At 70.1% G+C, this 17015-nt stretch carries 11 protein-coding genes; 5 read left to right on the plus strand and 6 right to left on the minus strand.

Annotation, left to right across the window (positions count from 1 at the left end; genetic code table 11):
• Positions 1-81: 81 nt before the first annotated feature.
• Together NMN56_RS13670 and NMN56_RS13675 are read left to right on the plus strand one after the other, a co-directional pair.
• The gene (locus NMN56_RS13670; protein WP_274041192.1) at positions 82-969 is read left to right on the plus strand and encodes a metallophosphoesterase family protein; all 888 of its coding nucleotides are present in this window, start codon (positions 82-84) and stop codon (positions 967-969) included.
• Between the two features lie 651 nt (positions 970-1620).
• Positions 1621-4254, plus strand: coding sequence for a GDSL-type esterase/lipase family protein (locus tag NMN56_RS13675; protein ID WP_274041193.1), 2634 nt, complete (start codon positions 1621-1623; stop codon positions 4252-4254).
• A 187-nt stretch (positions 4255-4441) separates the two neighbouring features.
• Here NMN56_RS13675 and NMN56_RS13680 read toward each other — a convergent pair whose 3' ends face one another.
• Positions 4442-5260 carry an SAM-dependent methyltransferase gene (locus NMN56_RS13680; protein ID WP_274041194.1) on the minus strand — a complete coding sequence of 273 codons (819 nt, stop codon included), beginning with the start codon at positions 5258-5260 and terminating at the stop codon, positions 4442-4444.
• 276 nt (positions 5261-5536) lie between these two features.
• Between NMN56_RS13680 and NMN56_RS13685 the strand changes: the two genes are divergently transcribed.
• A complete protein-coding gene (locus NMN56_RS13685; protein ID WP_274041195.1) occupies positions 5537-6967 on the plus strand; it encodes a GntP family permease in 1431 nt (476 codons plus the stop codon).
• Between the two features lie 74 nt (positions 6968-7041).
• Here the strand turns inward: NMN56_RS13685 and NMN56_RS13690 are convergent, their stop codons facing one another.
• Together NMN56_RS13690 and NMN56_RS13695 are read right to left on the minus strand one after the other, a co-directional pair.
• Positions 7042-8613, minus strand: a complete 1572-nt coding sequence (locus NMN56_RS13690; protein ID WP_274041196.1) for an alpha/beta hydrolase — start codon at positions 8611-8613, stop codon at positions 7042-7044.
• A 165-nt stretch (positions 8614-8778) separates the two neighbouring features.
• Positions 8779-10050, minus strand: a complete 1272-nt coding sequence (locus tag NMN56_RS13695) for a CapA family protein (protein WP_430542562.1) — start codon at positions 10048-10050, stop codon at positions 8779-8781.
• A 571-nt stretch (positions 10051-10621) separates the two neighbouring features.
• On the opposite strand from NMN56_RS13695, the gene NMN56_RS13700 reads away from it, so the two are divergent.
• Positions 10622-11368, plus strand: coding sequence for an HAD family hydrolase (locus NMN56_RS13700; RefSeq protein WP_274041197.1), 747 nt, complete (start codon positions 10622-10624; stop codon positions 11366-11368).
• A gap of 166 nt (positions 11369-11534) precedes the next feature.
• Here NMN56_RS13700 and NMN56_RS13705 read toward each other — a convergent pair whose 3' ends face one another.
• The 3 genes from NMN56_RS13705 to tsaD form a co-directional block, all read right to left on the minus strand.
• Entirely contained in the window at positions 11535-12173 is a 639-nt protein-coding gene (locus NMN56_RS13705) for a nucleotidyltransferase domain-containing protein (RefSeq protein WP_274041198.1), read from the minus strand.
• Positions 12174-12311: 138 nt separating this feature from the next.
• Positions 12312-14984 (minus strand): alanine--tRNA ligase, encoded by a 2673-nt coding sequence (alaS, locus tag NMN56_RS13710; protein WP_274041537.1) that lies wholly within the window; start codon positions 14982-14984, stop codon positions 12312-12314.
• A gap of 32 nt (positions 14985-15016) precedes the next feature.
• Positions 15017-16078: a tRNA (adenosine(37)-N6)-threonylcarbamoyltransferase complex transferase subunit TsaD gene (tsaD, locus tag NMN56_RS13715; RefSeq protein ID WP_274041199.1), complete on the minus strand. Its 1062-nt coding sequence runs from the start codon at positions 16076-16078 to the stop codon at positions 15017-15019.
• A gap of 495 nt (positions 16079-16573) precedes the next feature.
• Here tsaD and NMN56_RS13720 point away from each other — a divergent pair, with 495 nt between their 5' ends.
• Positions 16574-17008: a carboxymuconolactone decarboxylase family protein gene (locus NMN56_RS13720; RefSeq protein ID WP_274041200.1), complete on the plus strand. Its 435-nt coding sequence runs from the start codon at positions 16574-16576 to the stop codon at positions 17006-17008.
• The last annotated feature ends 7 nt before the right edge of the window (positions 17009-17015 follow it).

Below are 17015 nucleotides of genomic sequence, written 5' to 3' on the forward strand. Positions count from 1 at the left end.
GCGATTGCTCCCCGAGTACCCCGAACGGCCGGAACAAGCCTGCGAGTTGCCCGGCGACGGCGCTCACATGGCCGGTGCGGCGTGAACGGGGGCGGCAGGGGCGGGAGTCTGCTCGCGATCAGCGATCTGCACGTCATCCACGCGGAGAACCGCCAACTGGTGGAGGACCTGCGGCCGGGCTCCGACGAGGACTGGCTGATCGTCGCCGGAGACGTCGGCGAGAAGTCCCCCGACATCGAACACGCGCTCACCACCCTGAGCAGACGGTTCGCCAAGGTCATCTGGACCCCGGGCAACCACGAGCTGTGGACCCCGCGCGAGGACCCGCTCCAACTGCGCGGCAAGGAGCGCTATGAGCACCTGGTCGAGCTGTGCCGGGGCCTGGGGATCAGCACTCCCGAGGACCCGTACCCGGTGTGGGAGGGACCCGGCGGTCCCGTCACGGTGGCGCCGCTGTTCGTGCTGTACGACTACAGCTTCCTGACGCCCGGTACGGCGACGGTTGAGGAGTCTCTCGCCAAGGCATACGCCAAGGGCGTGGTGTGCACCGACGAGTTCTTCCTGCACCCCGACCCCTACCCCACTCGCGCCGCCTGGTGCGAGGCGAGGGTGGAGGAGACCGAACGGCGCCTGTCCGCGTGCGACCCGGCGCTGCCCACCGTGCTGGTGAACCACTTCCCGCTCGTACGGGACCCGACCCGGGTGCTGTACCACCCGGAGTTCGCGCAGTGGTGCGGCACCGTCCGAACGGCGGACTGGCACCGCAGGTTCCGCGCGGTCACCGCGGTCTACGGGCATCTGCACATCCCGCGCACGACATGGCACGACGGCGTCCGCTTCGAGGAGGTCTCGGTCGGCTACCCCCGCGAGTGGCGCAGGCCGCAGCACCCCCGCGTGGGGCTCCGCACCATACTCCCGGAGAACGGCGGCCCGGCGGGTGCGGGGTTCACGCGCGGGCAGAGGGAATGAGCCCTGGCGGGACGGCCCCCGTGGGCGCCCCTATGGCGTGCACCAAGGCGGTACCGCCGGTTTTGGTGGTGTGAGTCGGGGTTCACGCGGCGATGGGCCGGCCGTCCGCGTACGGGACCGCGCACGGCGTCGGCCTTCTCCGCCTCCTCCGCCTCCTCTCCCCCCTCCGTCCTGGCTGCCGGATGGCGGCCAGGAGAGCAGCGCTGTCACCCCCTGTCACCCCTGTTCGCCTCTGCCGCCCTCTGCGGCTGAGGCGCAGATCGCCCTCTCCGTTCGCCCTTTGGTGAATTGATGGGCCTTCAAGGTACTGATAACTATTTGTTACATACACGAGGTTCCTGTTGAGTAGTCTTCCTCTCAAGGAGTCTTCGCGCACGAGGTACCACCCTCTTCGGTCACCATCGGCCGTACCTCATCGCCTTGATGGAGATTCGGGTGAACTGCGCGATGTGGCCGCAGGGTTCCTGAGTCCCGATCTGGTTTCTCGTGTCGCGAAGCCTCGTCGAGACTGAGTGAGCATTTGGAGCGTTTTTGAGATCCGGCCCAGGTCGGTCGCTTTCTGTGCGATCGGTTCCGCTGCTCAGCGCGTTAATCGCGCTCGTCGTGTTCTCTGCGACCTGGTGCGTCTCTGTGGTGGCCCCCGCCGCAGCAGTGACAGCACCCAATGAACAGGAAAGAAGCGAACTCGCCAATTGGTGGGCACCCGTTCACTTCCAGGACGTCGATACGAGCGGCGAAACCGCTCTCGGCGGAAAGTCAGACTACATCACCTCCTACGACTTCGACGGCGACCTCAACGGCCGTAACAACTGGGAGAACACCAGCGAGAAAAAGCTGAAGGCGCATGTCTACTACTCGGTCGTCGAGACCGAGAAGTACGCCTACGTGCTCTACACGTTCTTTCATCCGCGCGACTGGGCCGATGCCTCTCTGGACGACTATCTGGCGGACGCCTCGGAGCACGAGAACGACGCCGAAGGTGTTCTCGTCGTCGTGGAACGTGACGGTTCCGAACACGGGAAGCTCACGTCAGCCATTACGGTCTCGCACTCCGATTTCTACTCCTATATCCCCAAGGACAGCGACTGGAAGGATGGAGAGGAGACCAAAGACGGTGAACTCCCGTTGCTGGCAAGCTCACACGGGGACGGCCACGCGCGCCCGTTCACGGCGCAGCAGGCAGGCACCCACGCCGCGTGGTCGGCGACGGCGAAGTGGAAGGGTCTCGACAAGAACATCGTCTACAGCGAGTACCTGCATGGAGACGGGGTCCTCTACCAACCCGGAAACACGGCCGAGGAACCCAGCGGTCCCAATGACCGCGACACGCAGTACGACCTGATCGACGTGTTCGCGCCGAACGGCATGTGGGATCAGCAGAACAACAAGGATCTTTTCGCCGAGCCGAACAAATTCGCCGGAGACGACAGCTCGAATCCCAACGAAGGCGGCGCCTGCGGAGACGGCGGCGTTCTCGGTCCCGCTTCGGGTGAGTGCGGCATCGATTCGGCGAACCCGCCCTGGGCGTGGGACGACAAGAACGACCTTCCCGGCCCTGGGCATCTCGCCTATCGCCCGGAAGAACTCGCGCGCAACTACTTCGACTGGCCCGGTGAGCCCTCGGGAACGAAAACCGAGTACCTCTGGAACGAGTACATCGGCGTCACGCCTCCCGATGACCCCGGGAGACCCGAGGAGCCGTCAGGGGACTGGCGTGTGATGGGGCTCGGCTCGTCCAGCACCTATGGGCAGGGCAGTTCCGACGGGAACGGCTACCGTGGTGCCGCCGACGCCGAGCTGCGCAAGCAGTCCCGCACGCTGGACTGGGTCGGTTCGGTACGCGTCGGCACGATGGCCGACCGCGACGTCGAAGGCTGGCCCGGATACCGCATCAGCGAGATCGCCGGCAAGGCACAATGCGCCGTCAAGACGTACCAGCCAAACATGGTCACGCTGGTGGCGGGCGCGAACGACGTGATCCAGGACTACCAGATGGACGGCGCCATCGGCCGGCTGGAGGCCCTGGCCAAACAGGTCGTGGCCGACTCACCCGGTGCCGTCGTCATGGTGGGTGCGATCCAGCCCTTCCCCGACGCGGCCAGGAACGCGCGGGCCGGGAAACTCAACGCACAGATGGCCGACATGGTGAAACGGCTGGCCGGCGGCGGAATGCACATCGCCTTCACCGACGGCGGACTCCAGGTGTCCGACATCGGTCCTGACGGCATCCACCCGAATGACGCGGGCTACGCGAAGATGGGGCGCGCATTCGCTGCCACGGCCGCCTCGGCCAAGAGCAGCGGCTGGATCAGGAAGCCGAACCCCGAGGCGCCCAACGCCGGTTCGCATCCCTGCGGTCTCAAGGACGACGGAACCGGCGCCGTTCCCGGGGGCGGTGACCTGGGTGGGAAATGGTCAGACAGCGGAGTCATCCAGAGCAAGGAATTCCGCTCCTCGAACCGCTTCTGGCTGGTCGACATCAATAAGGACAGCAAGGCCGAGTTCGTCACCGTGGACAAGGACCAGAACATGCGGTTCTGGTGGAACGGCGGTCCCTCGGGAAGCAAGTGGGTGCCGTTCGTCGAGGGGGAGAACGCCTACAAGCCAACCGCCGGAGCGGTCGGCAACGCCCTGCGCTTCGGCGACATCGACGGTGACGGCTTCCCCGACTGCATGGTCGTCGACCTGCAGGGCCATGTGAACATCAGCACCTGGAACGCCTCCAAGCCGTCCGGCCAGCGGATGTGCACCAAGAAGTACGACGGTGTCGGCAGCGTCTTCTCCAAGGGCTCGACAGGTGACCGGCCGCACATCGACGCATCCACGCAGATCCGGTTCGCCGACGTCACCGGCGGAGGACGCGACGACTACCTGCTGATCGAACCCGATGGCTCCACGACCGCCTGGTACAACCGGGACTTCCAGCTCGCGAACGGCCGCAAGTATCTCGACTGGACCCCGCCGCAGAACATTTCAGGCCCACTCCAGAATCCCCGCCAGATCCGGTACGCGGACATCAACGGTGACAAGCGCGACGACCGTCTCCTGATCACCGCCAAGGGCGGCGTCCGTGCCTGGATCAACGAGGGAGCCAAGGGAGCAGGCGGGAAATACCGCGACATCGGCAGGATCGCCGGCGACTCCGGCCTTCCTCCGAAGGACATCAAGTTCGCCGACATGAACGGTGACGGCAAGGCGGATTTCGTGCGCATCGGCTGGACCGGCGTGGCACATGCCTGGCTCAACAAACTGACGGCGGAAGACTTCAAGGTCTTCCACCCCTGATGACGCACTGACCCACGATGTTCAGGCCGGGTCGGGTTCGTGGTACCTCCCACGAACCCCACCCGGCCGCGTACGGCCCGGGAATTCGCCGGCAGCCTCCCGGCCCCTTCTCCCGTCGTGTGCAAGTTCTCCCGTCGTGTGCAAGGAGAGAACCACCGGCGGGCTCGGCGCCGCCGCCGGGTCGGGCTCAGGGCTTGCGGGCCACCGCGCCGAACTGCGGGACCACCTGGGGTTCGTCCGTGGACCCGGAGGTGGCCTCGGGGCGCCAGTGGGAGCAGGAGACGATGCCCGGGTCAAGGAGTTCGAGCGCCTCGAAGAAGCCGGCGACCTCGGCGCGGGTACGAGCCGTGATCGGGGGCGTGGCGTTCTCGTTCCAGAAGCGCATGGCCTCGGTGTTGGCCTCGCCGCCCAGTTCCACGGTGGGGTGGGTGAGGACGAGGTAGCTGCCGGAGGGAACGGCGGCCACAAGGCGCTCGACGATCGAACGTGCCTCCTCGGTGTCCAGGACGAAGTTGAGGATGCCGAGCATCATCACGGCCACGGGGCGGTCGAAGTCCAGCGTGCGTCCCGCGGCGCGCAGGATCGTGTCCGGGTCGTGCGCGTCGGCCTCGATGTAGTCCGTGACGCCCTTGGGTGAGCTGGTGAGAAGCGCGTTGGCGTGGAGGAGCACGGTGGGGTCGTTGTCGACGTACACGATCCGCGACTCGGGCGCGATGCGCTGGGCGACCTCGTGGGTGTTGTCGACGGTGGGCAGTCCCGTGCCGATGTCCAGGAACTGGCGGATTCCGGCCTCGCCCGCCAGATGGGTCACGGCGCGGCCGAGGAACGCCCGGTCGGCGCGGGCGACTTCGCCGATGATGGGGTACATGCCCGTGACGTGGTCGCCGACCTGCCCGTCCACGTCGTAGTAGTCCTTGCCGCCCAGCCAGTAGTTCCAGACCCTGGCGTTGTGTGCGACGCCCGTGGGCCCGTGTTCGGCGTCCCTGGGTCCGCTGCTCTCACTCACGTCGGTCTCTCCTCTGTCACTCGCTCCGCTGAACCGCGTGCGCGCGGTGAGTCTCTCGCGTCGCCGCGCCACGTCCGCAGCCGGGGCGCCGTTGTGGATCAGGGGACAGCCTGCCACCCCGCACGCCGTCGCGCGCCCGCCCCCGCTGGTCACATCGTGAGACGGCGATCCGGTGAACGGACGGGCGCACGGACGATGTTGGCGCCTCGGGGGCATTCGGGTCCCCGGTGGCCGGAGGCGGCCGGGCCGGTGCACGCGGCCCGAAGGGGGGAAGCGGTGGGAAGCGCGGCACCTTTGGTGCACACGGCGATCGCGATCACGGGGCTGGTCGTTCTCATCCTCAAGGCGAAGGTCAACCCGGCCCTCGCGCTGGTACTGGGCGCCGTCTACCTCGGCCTGGCGGGCGGTCTCGGCGCCGAACGCACGCTGGAGACGGTCAACAAGGGCTTCGGCGCGCTGATGGCCGAGGTGGGCCTGCTCATCGTGCTCGGCGTGCTGCTGGGCACGCTGCTGTCCGCGCTGGGTGCCATCGAGAAACTGGTCGCCCTGCTGCTGCGTGTGCTCGGGCCGCGCAGAATGCCGTACTCCTTCGCCGTGACGGTGGGCACGGTGCTCCAGTCGATCTTCGCGGACGTCCTGTTGGTGATGACGGCGCCGCTTGCCCGTTCGCTGGGCACGAGGATCGGACCGTACGGGGTCGCGCGGATGGCGGCGGCGATGGCGCTGGGCGTGGAGGTCGGCATCGCCCTGTCCGTCCCGGGCGTCGGCGCCCTCGCGCTGGCGGGGCTGCTGGACATACCGCTGGGCATCATGCTGCTGTACGGCTTCCCGCTCGCGGCCGTGACGATCGTGTGCGCGCTGTTCCTGTTCACCGTGGTGAGCAAGCGCGGCTTCTGGAACCCCGAACGGGACGAACTGGTCCTGTCCATGGACGAGAAGCGGCCGGCACCGGCCGCGCCGGCGGAACACGGAACCGCTGGGCACGCATCCGCCGGTCAAGGCGCAGTGGGGCACGAGCCCGTACACGAGCCCGTACGCGAGACGGCCCAACAGCCCGTACGGACACCCCCGTTGGCGCTCTCGCTCGCACCGCTGCTGCCCGCACTGGTGATGATCGCTACCGGTGCCTTCGCCGAGGTCGCGGGCTGGGGCTCGCCCGTCGTCCGCTTTCTCGGCGACCCGCTCATGGGGCTGCTGACCGGGCTCGTGTGCGCCTGCCTGGTCGCCCTGCGCAGCCTGCCGCCGGGCGCTGTCGGTGAGGCGTTCGGGCAGGGGTTCCGTACGAGCGGACAGATTCTGATCCTCACCGGCGTGGGCGGTTCGCTGGCGGCCGTGGTGGAGGCCGTCGGGCTCGGCGATCTCGTCAAGGACTCGTTCTCGGCGAGCACCTGGGCTCCCCTGGCCCTCGTCTGGGTCATCGCGGCCGTCCTGCACATGGCGATCGGCTCGGTGACGACCTCCGCGATCACGGCAGCGGGCATCCTGGCGCCGGTCGCGCCGCAACTGGACGTGCAGCCCGTGCTCGTGGCCCTGGCCGCAGGCGCTGGCTCGCTCTTCGCCATCCACGCGACCAGCAACACCTTCTGGCTGCTGCAAACACTGCTCGGCCAGACGACCCGGGGCACGCTCAAGACGTGCACCGTCACGGTCTCGGGCGCCTCGGTGATCGCCCTGCTGCTCATCCAGGGCATGAGCCTGGTGATGTGAAGCCCGCGGGCAATCACCGTGCGGGCCGCCGTCCACCCGCGGGCGGACGGCGGTTCACGCGGCGGCGGGAGGGCTCAGCTTCCGCCGCCCGCCGCTGCCTTGTCCTTCTCGCAGGTGGTGTCGCGGGCGGGCAGCTTGCCGGTGCGCAGGTAGTCGTTGACCTGCCGTTCGACACAGCGGTTCGGGTAGAGGCCGTAGACGCCGTGCACCCGGGCCTTGAGCGTGATCAGCCGGGAGTGCGGCATCCGGCGGTGCAGGCCCTGCCCGTTGGCATAGCTCGTACGGGTGTCCCCGGTGGCCTGGACGATGAGTCCCGGCGCTTCGTTGCCGCTCAGTACGGGTTCCTCCACCGGCTTGGCCGGCCACGTGGCGCACGGGGTCACGGCGTTGAAGAGCGGTCCGAAGACCGGCGCTTCGGCGCGGCTCTTCTCAATGTTGCGCCGGTACCAGGACAGATCGCGCGGGGCCTCGCGGTCACCGCACAGTATGGCCATCTGGAGCGAGGTGCCGTTGTCCGTCCCCTTGTCGGGCTTCCCGAGCGCCTCCGCCAGTTCCTCGTTCGGCTCGACCGGCCTGCCCCGCGCGGCGTCGTGCAGGACACGCACCGTCCTGGCCGCCCTGGCGAAGTCGCGGTCGTTGGCCATCAGCATGGACAGCACCATCGGCACCTGCTGGCCGTCCGCCGTGTACGTGCCCACCCTCAGCGGCTCGCGTGCCGCCTGCCGTGCGATGCCCTCGACGGTCGCGCGTACCTTCGCGGGCGTACCGCCGAGCCCGTACGTACGGTCGCGGTGCGCCGTCCACTTCGCCCAGGCGTCGAGGAACTCCTCGTTGGCGCCTGCCGCGTCCCGGAGCGTCCGCACGCTCCAGCGCGCGGGGTCCACGGCGCTGTCCAGCAGCAGCCTGTCGGTACGGCCGGGGAACATCTTCGCGTAGACGGCACCGAGGTAGGTGCCGTAGGAGATCCCGTAGTACGAGGTCTTCCGCTCGCCGAGCACGGCTCGCAACAGGTCCATGTCCCGCGCGGTGTTGCGGGTGGTGAAGTGCCGCAGATGCTCCACGCCCTTCCCGTAGGCGCGACGGCAGCCCTCGACCAACTGGGCCGAGTAGGCGCTCTGGGCACGGAAGCCGGCCGTGTCGTACCCGGCCGAACGCAGCCAGTGGCCCGAGGTGCCGCAGTGAACGGGACTGCTGCGGCCGACACCGCGCGGGTCCATGCCGATCAGGTCGTAGCGCGCTGCCAGTCTCTTGCCCATGACCGGCGCGTCGAGCAGCGGCATGTCGAGGGTCGGGCCGCCGGGACCACCGGAGTTGTGCATCATCAGACCTATGCGGTGGCGGGTGTCGGTGGCCTTGATACGGGAGAAGCCGATGCGCAGGGTGCGCCCCTGCGGGTCGCGGTAGTCCAGCGGTACGCGGATGCTCGCGCACCGCGCCCCGGCCTTGTCCAGCTCCTTGTGGCCGCACTCCGTCCAGCGGGGGCGCTGCTGGACGAAGCGGTGGAGGTCACCGGTCGCGGCGGGCGAGGCGGACACGGTGGCACGTGCCACCGTGTCCGCCTGCGCGGGCACCGGAAGCGCGGCGAACGCTGCGGCGCCCGCCAGCACTCCCACGGCAACGGTGCGTCCTGCGTTTCCTCGTCTCATGACGGGGTCTCACCATCCTCGTACTCGGGTCGATCACCAGGCTCGCGCGGATGCGCTGCCTACCGCCATGCAGCCCACTGCCGGTCAGCGGTGGTGCGGGCTCCAGCGCGGAGGCGGGGGTGAGCGCCCTTGCGTACGGTCAGGGAGTCATGCGTAGCCCGTCGGTCAAGGAGTCATGCGTAGCCCGTCGTTGGCCGCGCCCCGGCTGAGGACGGCGCCGCGGATCGTGTCGTACGCCTTGTCCTGCTCGGCGTCCCCGGCGTTCCTGCTGGCCTTGCCCGCGAGGTTGATGAGCGTGTGCCGGGGCGAGGTCTGCATCAGGTACGGCGTGAACTCGGCCTTCTGTACGGTCCATTCGCCCGAACCGCGCTTCTTCGGCGGTGCGAAGCGGAAGCGCGCGGCTGAACCCATGGTGCCGCGCGGGTCGTTCATCTTGCCGGCGATCTGGTCACCCATCCCGTAGACGACCCAGGTCCCGTTGACCTTCTCGTACGCTTGCGGCACATGTGCATGAGTACCGAGGATGAGGTCGATGTCGCGGCGCCCCTGGGAGCGCGAGGCGGTCAGCTTGCGGGCGACCGAGCGCTGGAGTGAGTCGGGCTCCTGCTGCCACTCGGTGCCCCAGTGCATGCTGGCGACGACGACGTCCGCCCCGGCGCGGCGTGCCGCACGGGCGTCGGCGATGATCCGCTCCGGCTCGATGAGGTTGACCAGCCACGGCTTGTTCTGGGGCAGCGAGATCCCGTTGGTGCCGTACGTGTACGCGAGCTGCGCCACCTTGGCATCGCCTGCGCGCATCAGGGTGGGCTTGGTGCTCTCGGCCCGGGAACGGGCCGAACCGGCGTGCTTGAGCCCGACGGCGTCCATGGCGTCGAGGGTGCGGGTCACCCCCTCGCTGCCCGCGTCGAGGGTGTGGTTGGAGGCCGTCGAGCAGGAGTCGTAGCCCAGTTTCTTGACGGACCGTGCGAGCTGGGGCGGTGTCTTGAACAGCGGGTAGCCGGAGAAGGGACCGCCGTCGGGCCCGTAGACGGTCTCCATGTGACAGATCGCCAGGTCGGCGCCGCGTGCCATCGGTCCTGCCGCGGCGATCATGCGGCTGAAGTCGTAGCCTGAGCCACCCGCGTCGGCGCGTGCCTGGCGGATGATCGAGTCGTGCACCAGCAGGTCCCCCGTGGCGACCAGCGAGAACCCACGCCGCGCCGCACCTGTCCGCTCCCCGTCCCGCTGCGCCTCGGCCCTGGCCTGCGCCTGCCTCCCCGCTTCGGGACCGCCGCCGCGCTCGGCATCCTGCTCCCGCGCTGTGCCGCACCCCGCGATACCGCCGAGGACGGCGGCGGCAGCGAGAACAGCCAGCGCACGCCGTGCTCCTCGCGTGCCGTGCTGCACTGCTGCGGTACGGGGCCGGTGGTGAGGTCTCGTCAGATCGTCTGCGTCCACGTGTACTCCCGGGTCGGTCCGGCATTAGTGCGATAAACACACCCTTGCCCGACCACCCGTCCCCCCTCAGACCCCCACCGCGCCCAACACCGCCCGTACGGCCCACAAGGCGCCGGGACGGCGGGACGTAGCGGGGCGGCGGCGGGAGGCCGGGAGACGTGGCGGGCCCGGCGGGCCGGCGGGACGCCGCTCGGCCGGCGTGGGCTCGGTCCCTGTCGGTCACGGGTCCGGTCCCTGTCGGTCACGGGTCCGGTCCCTGTCGGTCACGGGTCCGGTCCCTGTCGGTCACGGGTCCGGTCACGCCCGGACGCGGGTCCGGTCACGGGCCCGGTTCGCCAGGACGGACGGGAGACGGCAGGCACCGCCCAACGCCGCGTGGCCTCCACGCACAGGCCCGGAGCTGATGTGTTCCATGCCGCCCGAGGGCCCGAGGGCTGGCGGTGAGCCGGCGGGGTGTGCACCGACTTCTACGGGTCCACGGGCATGGGAACCTGAGAGTGACCAACAGCGCTGACGCCGTTCCGCTGAACCCGGCGAACCCGGCGAACCGCGACCGACGAAAGACTCTGCCGTGACTGTCTCTTGCGCTGCGGTGCTGTTCGATCTGGACGGGACGTTGATCGATCACGATGCCGCGTCCGATGCCGCTGTCGTGGCCGCCCTGCCCCAGCAGAGGCGGCTCTCGCATGTCGGGGCTGAGGAGATCATCCGGTGGTGGCGCGAGCTGGAGGCGTCGGCCATGGACCGCTATCTGGCGGGCGAGATCACCTTCCAGGAGCAGCGTCGACTGCGCGTGACGGGTCTCGCGGACAGGTGCGGGCTCGGCCGGTGGTCGGACGACATGGCGGATACCTGGTTCGCCCGGTACCTGGAGCGGTACGAAGCCGAGTGGCGTGCCTTTCCCGATGTGCTGCCGGCCTTGGCGTCGCTGCGCAGAACCTCTGCCGGCCTCCTGTTCGGTGTGGTCACCAACGGAGACGCCGCTCAGCAGCGGCGGAAGCTCGCCCGGGTGGGGCTGGCCGGCCGGCTGCCGTACGTCATCGCCTCCAGCGAGGTGGGTGCCGCCAAACCGGATCCGGCGATCTTCCGTGCCGCGTGCTCCGCACTCCGACTGCCCGCGGCGCAGGTGGTCTATGTAGGAGACCGACTGGGCACGGACGCGGAGGCCGCCGCGGGGGCCGGGCTCCACGGCGTATGGCTCGACCGGCAGGCCGCCCGGCCCGGACCGTTGTCCGTTCCCCGCGTCGAGAGCCTGGCCGAACTCCCCTCGCTCGTCACGAGCCCTCCGTCCGCGCCGGGACGACATCCCCGCGCATAGGGGTCGGCCATGTGCCATCCGGCCGGGATGACTCCGGGAGTTGCCGGTTGTCCTGCCCTTGAGGCGTGCGTGCGGGTGAGGCGGTGCGGTGCTCGTCGGCCGTCCCGGCTGGGGTGCCTCACCGGCTGGGTCGTCCTTGGTCGCCTGCCGTCACGGGCCACCCGGGTCACCCCTCCAGTCGTGCCAGCCAGGGATGCCCGGGGTGTACGAGCTCCAGCCACCCGCCAAGGGCACCCCGCCGTGCCCGGCTCAGCAAGGGCAGTACCCCGTCGAAGTCCGCCTGGTCCTTGGGCCGTGTCGCCTTCGCCTTGAACAGCAGCACCAACTCCGGGACCAGATACGGGATACCGTCCACGGTCCGCTCGATGACCATGTCGTACGGCAGCCGCAGCCTCCGCTCCCGCCGGCAGATCCAGACCTCGCCCTCGTGCGGCTCACGGAAGACATCCAGCAAGAACTGACCGCTCCCCGGATCGCGCAGCCAGGTCTGGTACGTAGCCGCCAGCACCTCAGCGCCCGGCTCCCTCCAGATCCGCCCGGAACCCACGGCGTCAAACACCTCCTCGGCGAAACAGCCCTGAATCTCCGGAAACCCCGCCGCCGGTACCGCGATCTCCAGATCGCCGTGTGACCGCGACTGTTCCCCCCGGAAGAGATCCAGCGCCCACCCCGCCGCGATGCACCAGGGCGCCCCCACACCCGCCAACCGCTCCGCGACATGTTCCGGACGCCAGGCATCCGCCCAACGGGCGTCCAGTTCACCGACGTCCAGCACAGCGCCGCCGGGCGGCAGATACTCAGCCATCGGCACAACGTACCGTCACCCTCCGAACCGGGACGCCCGCGCCGAACACCGCGCCCAGGCCAACTGGCAGCACGCATACGGCTTCGCCGCTTGACGGCATTCCATGCCCAACGGTGCCGCACCCGGTGAACCGCAAGCTCAGTCGCGCGTGAGCGCGTGGGGCAGGTCGTGGAGTACGGCCGTGAGGCGGTCCGGGGTGATGCCGCCGCCCTGCGCTGTGCCGTCCGTGCCGCCGCCCTTGCCTTCCAGTAGCAGCTTGACCAGGGCTGATGCCGAGTGGCCTGCCTGTCGGGCCGCCTCGTTGACGCTGAGGACGAGGGTGGCCCTGGAACCGGCGACGGTGCCGATGGCGATGACGCCGGGGCGGCGTGCTGGGAGGCGGTCGCGGGTGGCGGCGGCGAGGGCGCGCGCGTCGGTGCCGGGTTCGCCGTCGGCGGTGACGGTGGCCGTCACGGTGCTGATGCCGTGGACGTCGGCAGCGCCCGCCGCGAGGTCGGCGGCGCGGGCGAGGGTGGCGCGTTCGCGTAGGGCCGCGGTCTGGCGGTCGGCGGCCTTGAGCCGTTCCAGGAGCGCGGCCACCCGGTCGGGGAGTTCGGCGCTGGGTGCCTGGAGCTGTTCGCACAGCTGGGCCACCAGGTCGCGTTCGCGGGCGAGGTAGCCGAAGCCCTCGATGCCGACGGCGGCTTCCAGGCGGCGCGTACCGGCTCCGACGGACGACTCGCCGGTCAGCGCGATCACGCCGATCTGCGCCGCGTGTTCGACGTGGGTGCCGCCGCACAGTTCGCGGGACCAGGCGCCGCCGATCTCGACGACGCGGACCCGCTCCCCGTACGTCTCGCCGAACAGGGCCAGCGCGCCCAGTTCCCTGGCCTCGGTCAGCGGCATCCAGCGCACGCCGACGGGCAGGTCGCCGCGCAGGGCACGGGCAGCGGTCTGTTCGATCGCTGCCCGGGTGGCGGTGCCGAGGGGGCCGCGCCAGGGGAAGTCGAGGCGGAGGTGGCCGGGGCGGTTGTAGGACCCGGACTGGAGCGCCGCGGGGCCGAGCACCTGGCGCAGCGCGGCATGCAGGACGTGCGTTCCGGAGTGTGCCTGGCGGGCGCCGAGGCGCCACTCGGGGTCGACGGCCGCGCGTACGGTGTCGCCGGGCGCCAGCTCGCCCGCCGTGACGCGCACCCGGTGGACGACGAGTCCCGGCAACGGGCGCTGCACATCGAGGACTTCGGCCTCGGCCGAGGCGGCCGTCAGGTGTCCGGCGTCGCTCTCCTGCCCGCCGGACTCGGCGTAGAACGGGGTGCGGTCCAGTACGACGGTGACGATCCCGCCCTCGCCTGCCACGGGCAGCGGTCCGTCGGCGCCGAGTACGGCCTGGACGGTGGAGTCGGTGCTGAGGGTGTCGTGGGCCCGCCAGTCCGTGGGCCCGTGCGCGTCGAGGACCGTGCGGTAGGCGCCCGTCAGCGCGGTGGCGCCCGCGCTGCCCGACTTGCGGGCACGCGCGTCGGCGCGGGCACGTTCGCGCTGTGCGGTCATGAGCGCGGTGAAGCCCTCGCGGTCGACCTCGACTCCCTGTTCGGCGGCCATCTCCAGGGTGAGGTCGAGGGGGAAGCCGTAGGTGTCGTGGAGCAGGAAGGCGCTCTCGCCGGGAAGGGAGCGCCCGCCCTCGGCCCTGATATGCGAGATGGCGGTGTCCAGGACGGTGGTGCCCTGCTTCAGGGTGGAGCGGAAGGCGTCCTCCTCGGCGTACGCCTGCTGGGAGATGCGCGCGAACTCCCCCGCGACCTCCGGGTGTCCGGGTGCCATGCGGTCGCGTGCCACCGGCAGCAGTTCCGGGAGCGCGGGGTCCTCGTGGCCCAGGAGGCGCATGGCGCGTACGGCGCGGCGCAGGATGCGGCGGAGCACGTAGCCGCGGCCCTCGTTGGCGGGTGCGGTGCCGTCGGCGAGCAGCATCAGCGCGGTACGTACGTGGTCGGCGACGACGCGCAGCCGGATGTCGGCCTCGGGGTCACGGCCGTAGGTCAGGCCGGCGAGCGCCGCGGCACGGTCGAGCACCGGGCGGGTCTCGTCGGTCTCGTAGAGGTTGTCGGCGTTCTGGAGGAGGGTGGCCATGCGCTCCAGGCCCATGCCGGTGTCGATGTTGCGGCGGGGCAGTTCGCCGAGGAGCGGGTAGCCGCTCTTGCCGGGGCCCTCGCCGCGCTCGTACTGCATGAACACGAGGTTCCAGAACTCCATGAACCGGTCCTCGTCGGCCTCGGGGCCCCCGCCCGCGCCGAAGGCGGGCCCGCGGTCGTAGAACATCTCGGAGCAGGGCCCGCAGGGTCCTGGTACGCCCATGGACCAGAAGTTGTCCTCGTCGCCGCGCCGCACGATGCGCGCTTCGGGCAGTCCGGCGGTACGGCGCCACAGTGCCGCGCTCTCCTCGTCGGTGTGGTGGACGGTGACCCAGATCCGGCCCGGGTCGAGTCCGTAACCGCCGTCGGCCGTCGGGGTGGTGGACAGTTCCCAGGCGAGCGCGATCGCCTCTTCCTTGAAGTAGTCCCCGAAGGAGAAGTTGCCGTTCATCTGGAAGAAGGAGCCGTGGCGTGTGGTGCGCCCGACCTCCTCGATGTCCAGGGTGCGCACGCACTTCTGCACGCTGGTGGCGCGCGGCCAGGGAGCGGGTGCCTCGCCCGTCAGATACGGCTTGAAGGGCACCATGCCCGCGTTGACGAACAGCAGCGTCGGGTCCGGCGTGGGCAGCGGTGCGCTGGGAACGACGGTGTGGCCGCGCGCGGCGAAGTGGTCGAGGAAGCGGCTGCGGATCTCGGCGGTGAGCAAGGAGGGCTCCGTGACAGAAGGGACCGCGTGGGTCACAGAGGGAGGGTGACGGCGGTACGGGGGGTCAGCGCCGCGTGGTGGAGAGGCGCCGAGGGGTCGATGGACACGTCAGGGGGCGCGGGGTCGGCGCCCGCGCGTACGAGCAGATCGCCGACGGCGGCGATCATGGCGCCGTTGTCGGTGCACAGCGCGCGTCCCGGTACGCGCAGCGCGACACCGGCCGCGGCGCAGCGCTCCTCGGCGAGGGCGCGGACGCGGGAGTTGGCCGCCACTCCCCCGACGACCACGAGGGTGCCGACGCCGTGTGCGCGGCAGGCGGCGACGGCCTTGGCGGTCAGCACATCGGCGACGGCCTCCTGGAGCGATGCCGCCGCGTCGGGCACATGTCCGTCCGGGTGGCGCTCGGCCCAGCGTGCGGCGGCGGTCTTGAGCCCGGAGAAGGAGAAGGCGTACGGGTCGACCCGTGGCCCCGTCATCGGGCGCGGGAAGCCGATGGCGCGGGGATCGCCCTCGCGCGCGGCGCTGTCGATGGCGGGCCCTCCCGGGTAGGGCAGGCCCAGAACGCGGGCGACCTTGTCGAAGCACTCGCCCGCCGCGTCGTCGACGGTGTCGCCGAGGTGGACGACGGGTTCGCGCGCCAGGTCGGTCACGAGAAGCAGCGAGGTGTGGCCGCCGGAGACGACGAGGACGACGCAGGGGTCGGGCAGCGGCCCGTGTTCGAGGGTGTCGGCGGCGACGTGCCCCGCCAGGTGGTGCACGCCGTAGAGGGGGACGCCGAGCGCGTAGGCGTAGCTCTTCGCGGCGGCGACCCCGGTCTGGAGCGCGCCGGAGAGGCCGGGGCCTGTGGTGACGGCGACCGCGCCGATGTCCCGGAGCCCGAGGCCGGCGTCGGTGAGGGCCGCGCGGACGACGGGGCCGAGCGCGTGGAGGTGCGCGCGTGCGGCGATCTCGGGGACGACGCCGCCGTACCTGGCGTGCTCGTCCATGCTCGAAGCGAGCGCCTGGCCCAGCAGCCTTCCGCCGCGCACGAGTCCTGCGCCGGTCTCGTCGCACGAGGACTCGATGCCCAGCACGACGGGCGCGGTCGCTCCCATCGGCCCACCCTCCCTGTCTTGTCGGGGCACCTCTTATTGCACATGGGTTGCAATTGCATGGTACCCGCAACGTGACGGGGTGGGGGTCGGGACCGGGGCGCCGGGTGCCGGGAGCCGCGGCGCCGGATGCGCCGGGACGCCGGGCGTCGGAAAGGGGTCCGGGCTGCGACATGGTGAATAGGGCGAACCGAGGCTGCGCTCGGCGGAGTTGCTGGGGGCAGGTCCCTCCGGCCCTTTGGCGACCTCAGTCGCGCACGCTGAAGACGCGCTATGACCAGGAGATTCAACGCGTTCACGCTTCCAGGCAATGAATCCCTGGCCCTCACCTGCACGAGGTTGTTGTGTGGAAGTAACCGAGTCCGCAACGAAGCCGGCATCGCTGGTCAGGGGTCAGCGCGTCGGTCGGCTCGTTGCCGAACAGGACTCCTGCGACGGTGGATGGCGCGTAAGGGAGCGCACATCCCGGATTCTTCGACACCAACCGAAGGCCGCGCGATGACAGACCATGCACCTTCCCAGGATGCCCGCTACGAACTGGGCGTGCGGACCATGTACCAACTGGGTGGGCAGACAGTCACGGATGAATTCCTGGAGGCGCTGTCCGGCGTATGCCCGGCCCTGGGAGAACACATTGTCAGCACGATTTACGGAGAGCTGTACCAACGGCCGGAACTGAGCCCGGCCGAAAGGGGGCTGACCACGCTCGTGGTATTGGCAACCCTCGGAGACTGTGAGAGAGAAATCCGCCTGCACGCCAAAGTCGCGCTGAACGCGGGGCTCAGCCCGGCCCGCATCATCGAGACGATGTTCCAGATAGCCCCCTACGCAGGGGTACCGCGCGCCCTGAACGCCGTTCTGGTCCTGCGCGAGATCTTCAACGAGATGAACCTGCTGCCGGTGGTCGCGGACCGCGGCCGTCCGGCATCGTGATCGGAGA

Source organism: Streptomyces iconiensis (assembly GCF_028657195.3).
GTDB lineage: Bacteria > Actinomycetota > Actinomycetes > Streptomycetales > Streptomycetaceae > Streptomyces > Streptomyces iconiensis.